At 65.6% G+C, this 7364-nt stretch carries 9 protein-coding genes and 1 tRNA gene (1 of these 10 running past the window's edge); 5 read left to right on the plus strand and 5 right to left on the minus strand.

All coding sequences use genetic code 11. The annotated features are described in order from the left end of the window. Positions 1 to 20 precede the first annotated feature (20 nt). From Q0L25_RS13135 to Q0L25_RS13150, 4 genes are all read left to right on the plus strand, one after another. Positions 21 to 797, plus strand: coding sequence for an SDR family oxidoreductase (locus Q0L25_RS13135; protein WP_296614930.1), 777 nt, complete (start codon positions 21 to 23; stop codon positions 795 to 797). Continuing rightward, on the plus strand, positions 794 to 1627 hold the full coding sequence (locus Q0L25_RS13140) for a haloacid dehalogenase type II (RefSeq protein WP_296614932.1): 834 nt from the start codon (positions 794 to 796) through the stop codon (positions 1625 to 1627). Before Q0L25_RS13135 ends, Q0L25_RS13140 begins: the two co-directional genes overlap by 4 nt. A gap of 149 nt (positions 1628 to 1776) precedes the next feature. After that, positions 1777 to 2268: a YHS domain-containing (seleno)protein gene (locus tag Q0L25_RS13145; RefSeq protein ID WP_296614934.1), complete on the plus strand. Its 492-nt coding sequence runs from the start codon at positions 1777 to 1779 to the stop codon at positions 2266 to 2268. Then, positions 2265 to 2765 carry a TlpA disulfide reductase family protein gene (locus Q0L25_RS13150; RefSeq protein ID WP_296614936.1) on the plus strand — a complete coding sequence of 167 codons (501 nt, stop codon included), beginning with the start codon at positions 2265 to 2267 and terminating at the stop codon, positions 2763 to 2765. Before Q0L25_RS13145 ends, Q0L25_RS13150 begins: the two co-directional genes overlap by 4 nt. Positions 2766 to 2926: 161 nt before the next feature. Here the strand turns inward: Q0L25_RS13150 and Q0L25_RS13155 are convergent. Then, a tRNA-Ser gene (locus Q0L25_RS13155) sits at positions 2927 to 3017 on the minus strand. An 89-nt stretch (positions 3018 to 3106) separates the two neighbouring features. Here Q0L25_RS13155 and Q0L25_RS13160 point away from each other — a divergent pair. Next, complete coding sequence (locus Q0L25_RS13160) at positions 3107 to 4003, plus strand: peptidylprolyl isomerase (protein WP_296614938.1); 897 nt, start codon at positions 3107 to 3109, stop codon at positions 4001 to 4003. 9 nt (positions 4004 to 4012) lie between these two features. On the opposite strand, the gene Q0L25_RS13165 is transcribed toward Q0L25_RS13160, so the two are convergent. The 4 genes in view from Q0L25_RS13165 to Q0L25_RS13180 are tightly spaced (at most 1 nt apart) and all read right to left on the minus strand, a layout consistent with a single transcriptional unit that may run on beyond the window. Then, complete coding sequence (locus Q0L25_RS13165) at positions 4013 to 4606, minus strand: ABC-type transport auxiliary lipoprotein family protein (RefSeq protein ID WP_296614941.1); 594 nt, start codon at positions 4604 to 4606, stop codon at positions 4013 to 4015. A 1-nt stretch (position 4607) separates the two neighbouring features. Next, on the minus strand, positions 4608 to 5558 hold the full coding sequence (locus Q0L25_RS13170) for an MlaD family protein (protein WP_296614943.1): 951 nt from the start codon (positions 5556 to 5558) through the stop codon (positions 4608 to 4610). Further along, entirely contained in the window at positions 5558 to 6361 is an 804-nt protein-coding gene (locus tag Q0L25_RS13175; protein WP_296615703.1) for an ABC transporter ATP-binding protein, read from the minus strand. Before Q0L25_RS13175 ends, Q0L25_RS13170 begins: the two co-directional genes overlap by 1 nt. After that, positions 6361 to 7364, minus strand: partial view of an ABC transporter permease gene (locus Q0L25_RS13180; RefSeq protein WP_296614945.1) — the 3' portion only. 112 nt of this gene lie beyond the right edge of the window; the window shows 1004 of its 1116 coding nt (coding positions 113-1116); its start codon lies off the right edge, out of view; its stop codon occupies positions 6361 to 6363. Before Q0L25_RS13180 ends, Q0L25_RS13175 begins: the two co-directional genes overlap by 1 nt.

Consider the following 7364-nt stretch of genomic DNA (forward strand, 5'->3'; position numbering starts at 1 on the left):
CGCCACGAATGGTTGAAATAATGGTCCATCAAACACGTACCGTCATCGTCACGGGCGCGAGCCGCGGCATTGGCCGCGCGACTGCGCTCCGTCTGGCCGAAGACTTCGATCTGGTCGCCATGGTCGCGCGCAGCGAAGATGCCTTGGCCGACTCCGCGTCCATGATCGAGCAAGCGGGTGGCAGGGCATTTCCGCTCGCCAGAGACCTGCGGTTGCCGGAGAACGCGGCAGCGGTCGTCGCGGCGGTGGCCGAAGCCACTGGCCGGATCGACGCGGTGGTGAACATCGCCGGCGCCGTGCCGCAGGCGAGCCTGATGGCGCTTAGCGATGACGAATGGGACGATGGTCTGTCGATGAAATTCCACGGCGCGCGACGGCTCGCGCTGGCCGCATGGCCCCACCTCAAGCAGTCGCAAGGCGCGCTGGTGTTCATGTCGGGCGCTACCGCCGCCGTGCCGAGCGCTGCTTTGGCCGCCGTTTCCACCATCAATGCTGCGATTTCCGCTATGGCCAAGGCCTTCGCGGATCAGGGGTTGATCGACGGCGTGCGCGTGAATTCGGTGCTGCCCGGTGCGGTTACGACCGGCCGCAGGCTGGCGATGATCGCACGCTACGCGGCAGCGCGTGGCCTTTCCGTGGAGGATGCCTTGCTCCATTATGCCAGCGAAGCCGGCATCGCCCGTTTCGGCGAGCCTGACGAAATCGCCGAATTGATCGCCTTTGCCATCTCTCCCGCAGCCGCATGGATGACCGGGACGGCCTTGCGGATGGATGGCGGGGAGACGCGGGCGATATGAGCGACGACACGCCCGCGCTCGCGACCGCTGCGACTTTTGCCGTGCCGGGCCGCGAGGGAGCGGATCCAGCCGCTGCGCACCTGTCGCGGCGAGGCGCGATTGGCGCCATCACCGTCGGCGCCGCGCTGCTTCCTGGCGCGGGCAACGCGCTGGCGCGCGGGCCGATCGAGGCGATCGCGTTCGACGGCTTCCCGATCTTCGATCCTCGCTCCGTCGTCCAGAAGGTCGTGGCGCTGATACCCGATCGCGGACGCGACCTTGCGCAGGCCTGGTCGACCAAATTGTTCGGCAACAGCTGGCTGTATACGGCGGCCGGCCAGTACGCCCCTTTCGATGACGTCGCCGACAATGCGTTGCGCTACGCGGCGGAATCGCTCGGCATGAGCCTTTCCACGTCGGATAGAAGAATGTTGGTTTCCGCCTATGCGGACTTGGTGGCGTGGCCGGATGTCAAATCTGCCCTGCAGAAACTGCGCGATGCCGGTATCCGCCTCGCCTTTCTGTCCAATCTCGGAGAGGCGACGCTTCGCGCCAATATGGCCCGCAATGGGCTGGATACGCTGTTCGATCATGTGCTCAGCACCGATCGCGTCCGCGCGTTCAAACCGTCTCCCAAGGCCTATGCGATGGCACTCGACGCGTTCGGGTTACCAAAGGCGCGCATCGGCTTCGCCGCGTTCGGCGGTTGGGATGCGGCCGGCGCGGCGTGGTTCGGCTATCGAACGGCCTGGGTCAATCGCCTCGGCGTGCCGCTCGAGCGCCTCGGTCCTGGGCCGGCCATCGTCGGATCCGATATGACGGCCGTGCTGCGATTGGCGGCGCTGGCCTGATCGCGAGACCAACGGCGGCCTGACGCCCCGGCTCTCTTCCCGATCGATCGCGGAATCTTGCCGGCTCCCTTCGCGCTGTAACCGAAGGCGCTTCTTCCTCGAATGCATAGGAGAACTGGCTGACCAACCAGCCGAAGGGAGACCGTCGAATGTATCGCACCATGTTGAAGCCGCTCGCCGTCGCGCTGTTCGCGGCGATGCCGTTGTCCGCTCTGGTTGCCGCGTCGGGCGCGCAGGCCGGAATCAAGGGTTCGACGGCGCAGATCAACACCGACGATCATGGTGTCGCCCTGGGCGGCTACGATCCGGTAGCGTATTTCGACAGCGGCAAGCCGACCCGCGGCATCGACCGCCTCTACGCGTCCTATGGCGGCGCCCGCTATCTCTTTGCCACCGCCGCGCACCGCAAGGCCTTCCTGGCCAATCCCCGCAAGTATCTTCCCGAATTCGGGGGATTTTGCGCGGTCGGCACTGCGTTCGGCGAAAAGGTCGATGTCGATCCGGAGACCGGCAAGGTCGTGAACGGCAAGCTCTATCTCAACAACAGCGCTCGCGCTCTGCAGCTGTTCGACAAGGATACCGCCGGGATCATCACCAGGGCGCAGACCAATTGGCCGGTCGTCAAGGATAAGGCATTTTGACGGATCGCGTCCGATCCTCGGTTCGGGCACTGGTCCTCGCCGCCGTTGGCGGCCTGCTCGCCTCGGCGCTGCCGGCGCGGGTGCCGCCCAAAGTGACCCGGGCGGTATTGCCGCCGATCGCATCCACCGACGGCCCGCCGCTGTCGGTGGACGCGTTGCGTGGAAAAATCGTTTTGATCAATTTCTGGGCGAGTTGGTGCGGTCCCTGTCGAAAGGAATTGCCCAGCCTGGACCGGCTGGCGGCTAAGCGTAGCGACCTGATCGTCATCGCCGCCTCGGTGGATGCCGATCATGACGATGGCGTCAGGGCCTTCGCCGGCCGCTACCCCCATCTTCGCCTTGGTTTCTCCGCCCTCCCCGCCGTTCAGCGCTTCGGCGCGCTCGGGATGCCTTATTCGGTGGTGCTCGACCGGACCGGGCGCGAGAAGGCGCGCGTGCCTCGGGCGTTAGTTTGGGATGGCCCGGATGGAGCGGCGCTATTATCCCGAGCGCGATGACTCTGGCTGCGGGCGACACGCGCGATCCTGTGGCCTCCAATTCGATAGATGAGCAGCAACGGGCATGGACGGCTGAAGTCGAACCGATCTTCTAAGCAGTTGTAATCAGCACGAAAATGTAGGCCACAATGGTTTTCTGCGGACCGTTGTGGAATGGCTGGTGGCGGAGCGGGAGGGATTCGAACCCTCGATACGCTTTTGACGTATACTCACTTTCCAGGCGAGCGCCTTCGACCACTCGGCCACCGCTCCGCATTGCCAGGAAGCGTCGCCCCTAGAGATACCCGCGGCGCCGCGCAAGCGCTTGCCGGATCGGGCGGGGGTGTGGCAGCTTCCCGTCCATGCCGATCCTGCTCTCGCTCGCTCTCGCGCTCGCCGGCCAACCTGCCGCCGACACTTCCAGGAAACCCGCGGCCAAGCCGCCGCTCTCGCCGACCGAGATCGCCAACAAGGCGCCGGCCGCCGCGTGGCGGACGATCGCGGACGACGACATCCTGATCTTCACGCTCGCCAATGGGCGCAAGGTGATCATCCAGCTCGCGCCCGCTTTCGCCCCGCAACACGTCGCGCGGATGCGTATCCTCGCCAACAAACGCTGGTGGGACGACACCAGCGTCTACCGCATCCAGGACAATTACGTCGCGCAATGGGGCGACGTCACCGAGAAGAAGAAGCTACCCGAGGGCGTCGCCGACGAAGGACCCAGCGAATATACGCGGGCAGGGGGCCTACCAACGGTGCGCATGACGCGCCCGGACAGCTTCGCACCGATGGCGGGATTCTCGGCCGACGGCTGGCCGGTCGCCTCCGACGGCAAGCGCAGCTGGCTGACGCATTGTTATGCAATGGTCGGGGTCGGCCGCGATCTCGCGCCGTCGGTCGGCAGCAGCGCCGAACTCTACGCGGTGATCGGCCACGCGCCGCGCGCTCTCGACCGCAACATCGCCCTGGTCGGGCGCGTGATCGAGGGGATCGATGCCTTGTCCTCGCTCGAACGCGGCACCGGCAAGCTCGGCTTCTATGGCGACGGTCAGAAGCCGACGCCGATCGTCAGCGCCCGGCTGGCGAGCGCCTTACCGCCCGGCGAACGCCCGCATTTCGAATATCTGTCACCCGCCAGCTCCGACTTCGCGCGCTACCTCCACGCGCGCGAGAACCGCGAGCCGCCATTCTTCACTGTTCCCGCGGGCGGAGCCGATATCTGCAACGTGCCGGTACCGGTGCGCCGCAAGGCCTGACCGGCCGGCTCAGCTACCGAGCCAGTCGGCGACCTCGCCCGCCACCTGATTGGCTGCCTGGTTGAGCGCCGGGCCGACCGAATTGGCGTCGATCTTGGCCAGCGGCACGCGGGCTTCGAACTTCTTCTTCTCGACCTTGCTCGCATCGCTCCGGATCAGCGAGCCTTCGAACGTCACCACCGCTTCGTGCGTGCTGCCGTCGATTCCGAAATTGCGCAACTCGCCCGACAGGCGGGCGCCGGGATCGCTGAACGACTGCGCCGGGCTCAGCACGACGCGGCCCGTCTTGGCGGCGATCGTGTCCGACATCAGCCGCGCGAACAGTCGCTGCGGCGCCTCGACCCAGGCGACGTCGGTGACATAAGCAAGCTGGTCGCCGGTCTGCACCGGCACGCGCGCGACTGCCAGTGATTGCGGCACCACCGGCACCTGGATGGTAACGGTCTTGGCGCTGGCCGAAGTCTGCGTCGACCCGACCGGCAAGGCCGCTGTCGAATTCAGTGTCAGCAACACCTTGGGCGGCTTGCCGCCGAAGCTAAGGCAGCCCGTGAGCAATACCGCCGGGAGAAGGGCGAGGGTCAGGGAAAGGTAACGCTTCGTCATCTCACTTGCCCTTGTAATCGGGGAGCTTGGGACTGCCGACGATCGAGCCGGCGCCGCCGCGATCGATCTTTTCGGCGACCGAGGACAATGACTGCGACATCTGGCGCAGGTCGTGGATCAGCTGTCCGAGCTCGGGAATGGTCTGTTTGGAGAAGCTCTGCAGCCCCGGCCGGGCGTCGCCGATCGCGGCGTCCAGCGTGTCCATCGACTTCTGCGCCGACGCCACCGCCTTGTTCAAATTGCCGAGCGTCGGCTTGACGTCGTTGGCGAGCAGGCCGTTGGTCGTCGCCGCCAGTTCGCCGATCTGTTGCGAGGCGACGCCGGCCTTCTGGATCGCGATCCGCGTCTCGGCCAGGGTCGCGGCGATTTCCGGGCCGCGATCGGACAGTGCCTTGCTCAACTTGTTGGTGTTTTCGAGGATACCGGCGATCGACGCCTGGTTGCGGTCGCTGAGCAACGCGGTCAGACGCTCGGTCAGCGTCGTCAGCCGCTCGAGCAATTGCGGCGCGTTGGACAGGAGCGCGCCGAGCCCGCCGGGCTTGGCCGGGATCAGCGGCACGCCCAGCGGACAGGCGCTGTTCGAGCAATCGATCAGCGGGCGACCGGCCTGCGCGCCGTCCAGTTGGACCGTCGACGGGCCCGTGAAGCTGCCCTGGATCGCCGCGGTCGTGCCGAGCAGGATCGGCGTCTTGTCGTCGACCGACACGCGCACGCGCACGAATTCGGGCGACTTGGCGTCGAGCTTGATGTCCTTGACCTGGCCGATCGGCACGCCCGAGAAATTGACCGCCGACCCCTTGGCCAGGCCGTCGACCGATTGTTTGAACAGGATGTCGTATTCGCGCTTGCCCTCGGCGCCGAAGCGCGAGATCCACACCATGAACAAGGACAGCACGGCAAGCAGGATCAAGACGACCCCGCCGACCAAAACATGATTGGAACGCGTTTCCATCAGTCAGCCCCTGCCTTGCCCGTGCCCGCTTCTTGCGTCGCGACCGCCGCGCGGCCGCGGGGTCCCTTGAAATATTCCTCGATCCACGGATGATCCAACGCGATCAACTCGTCGATTGTGCCGACCGCAATGACTTTCTTGTCGGCGAGCACCGCGACGCGGTCGCAAATCGCATACAGCGAGTCGAGATCGTGCGTGATCAGGAACACGGTCAGCCCCATCGTCCGCTGCAGCGACAAGGTCAGTTCGTCGAACCCAGCGGCGCCGATCGGGTCGAGGCCCGCGGTCGGCTCGTCGAGAAACAGCAATTCGGGATCGAGCGCCAGCGCGCGGGCGAGCCCGGCGCGTTTGCGCATCCCGCCCGAAAGCTCGGCCGGATATTTCGGGCCGGCATCGGCGGGCAGACCGGTCATCACCACTTTGTAGGACGCAATCTCGTCGAGCAAAGTGGGATCCAGGTCCGGATAGAATTCCTTGATCGGCACTTCGACATTCTCGGCGACGGTCAGCGTCGAGAACAAGGCGCCGCCCTGGAACAGCACGCCCCAGCGCTTGCGGATCTCGATCGCCTGATTCTCCTCGAGATCGATCGTCGGTTCGCCGAACACGGTGATCTCGCCCTCGTCGGGCACCTGCAAGCCGATGATCGACCGCATCAGCACCGACTTGCCGGTGCCCGATCCGCCGACCACGCCCAATATCTCGCCGCGCCGGACGTCGAGGTCGAGCCCCTCGTGCACGACCTGCTCGCCGAAACTGTTCTTCAAGCCGCGAACGCGGATGACGATGTCGTCCTCCGCCATCAAATCCATCCGACCGAGGAGAAGAATACCGCGAAGAAAGCGTCGAGCACGATCACCATGAAGATACCCTGGACCACCGCCGCGGTGGTGCGCAGGCCGACCTGCTCGGCATCGGCCTCGACCAACATGCCCTGGAAACAGCCGGCGATGGCGACGATCGCACCGAACACCGGCGCCTTGATCAGCCCGACATAGACGTCGCTGATCGGCACGACCTCGCGAATGCGCTGGACATAGGTGACCGGGGGAATGCCGAGCGTGGCCCAGCACAACAATCCGCCGCCGATGATGGAGATCAGCGCGGAATAGAAGCCGAGCAATGGCATCATGAAGACCGCCGCGAGCACGCGCGGCACGACCAGGGCCTCCATCGGCGACACCCCGATCGTCCGCATCGCGTCGATTTCCTCGGTCAGCTTCATCGTGCCGATCTGCGCGGCGAACGACGATCCCGACCGTCCGGCGACCATGATCGCGGTCATCAGCACGCCGAGTTCGCGCATCGACAACCGGCCGACCAGGTTGATCGTATAGACCTCGGCACCGAACTGGCGCAGCTGCACCGCGCCTTGCTGGGCGATGACGATGCCGATCAGGAAGCTCATCAGCCCGATGATGCCCAGCGCGGAGACGCCGACCACTTCGAACCGCTGCACCGTGGCATTGAAACGGAAGCGCCGGGGCGGGACGAAGATGCTCTTGAAGATCGTCCCAAATGCGAGCGTGGTCGCGCCGAGAAAGCCGAGCAGGCCGACCATGGTCTTGAACGTCTGGATCGTCGCTTCGCCGATTTCTCCCAGCACGCGATAGAAAGCGGGGACATGCTGGCCGCGGATGCTGACCGGCTGGTCGGCGGCCTGGACCTGATCGAACAGATGCTGCGCGTCGGGGCCGAGGCCCTTGATGTCGGCGCCCGTACGTTGCGCCAGGCGATGGATCGTCCAGGCGCCGATCGTGTCGAGCCGCTCGATTCCCGTCAGGTCGATATGCTCGATCTTGCCGT

This window comes from Sphingomonas sp., from assembly GCF_024508665.1.
Lineage (GTDB): Bacteria > Pseudomonadota > Alphaproteobacteria > Sphingomonadales > Sphingomonadaceae > Sphingomonas.

Coding starts and splice junctions, on each gene's coding strand:
- Q0L25_RS13135 (WP_296614930.1), top strand. CDS start 21: ATGGTCCATCAAACACGTACCGTCATCGTCACGGGCGCGAGCCGCGGC.
- Q0L25_RS13140 (WP_296614932.1), top strand. CDS start 794: ATGAGCGACGACACGCCCGCGCTCGCGACCGCTGCGACTTTTGCCGTG.
- Q0L25_RS13145 (WP_296614934.1), top strand. CDS start 1,777: ATGTATCGCACCATGTTGAAGCCGCTCGCCGTCGCGCTGTTCGCGGCG.
- Q0L25_RS13160 (WP_296614938.1), top strand. CDS start 3,107: ATGCCGATCCTGCTCTCGCTCGCTCTCGCGCTCGCCGGCCAACCTGCC.
- Q0L25_RS13165 (WP_296614941.1), bottom strand. CDS start 4,606: ATGACGAAGCGTTACCTTTCCCTGACCCTCGCCCTTCTCCCGGCGGTA.
- Q0L25_RS13170 (WP_296614943.1), bottom strand. CDS start 5,558: ATGGAAACGCGTTCCAATCATGTTTTGGTCGGCGGGGTCGTCTTGATC.
- Q0L25_RS13175 (WP_296615703.1), bottom strand. CDS start 6,361: ATGGCGGAGGACGACATCGTCATCCGCGTTCGCGGCTTGAAGAACAGT.